Annotated in this window: 1 protein-coding gene; it reads left to right on the top strand. The window is 63.9% G+C overall.

Annotated elements, in window-relative coordinates; all coding sequences use genetic code 11:
• Positions 1-255: hypothetical protein (locus EN955_RS35825; RefSeq protein ID WP_245492861.1), on the top strand; the 255-nt coding region annotated here is incomplete at both ends.

The raw sequence follows: 255 nt of genomic DNA on the forward strand, positions 1-255 counted from the left end.
GTTGCTCCGGTATCACCGGTCGAGCCGGTTGCTCCAGTAGAGCCTGTTGCTCCAGTCGATCCGGTCGAACCTGTTGCCCCAGTAGAGCCGGTCGAACCTGTCGATCCGGTCGAGCCAGTTGCTCCGGCCGATCCGGTCGAACCTGTTGCCCCAGTAGAGCCGGTCGAACCTGTCGATCCGGTCGAGCCAGTTGCTCCGGTATCACCGGTTGCACCTGTGGCGCCGGTCGAACCGGTCGCCCCAGTCGAACCTGTT

This window comes from Mesorhizobium sp. M7A.F.Ca.CA.001.04.2.1 (assembly GCF_003998485.1).
Lineage (GTDB): Bacteria > Pseudomonadota > Alphaproteobacteria > Rhizobiales > Rhizobiaceae > Mesorhizobium > Mesorhizobium ciceri.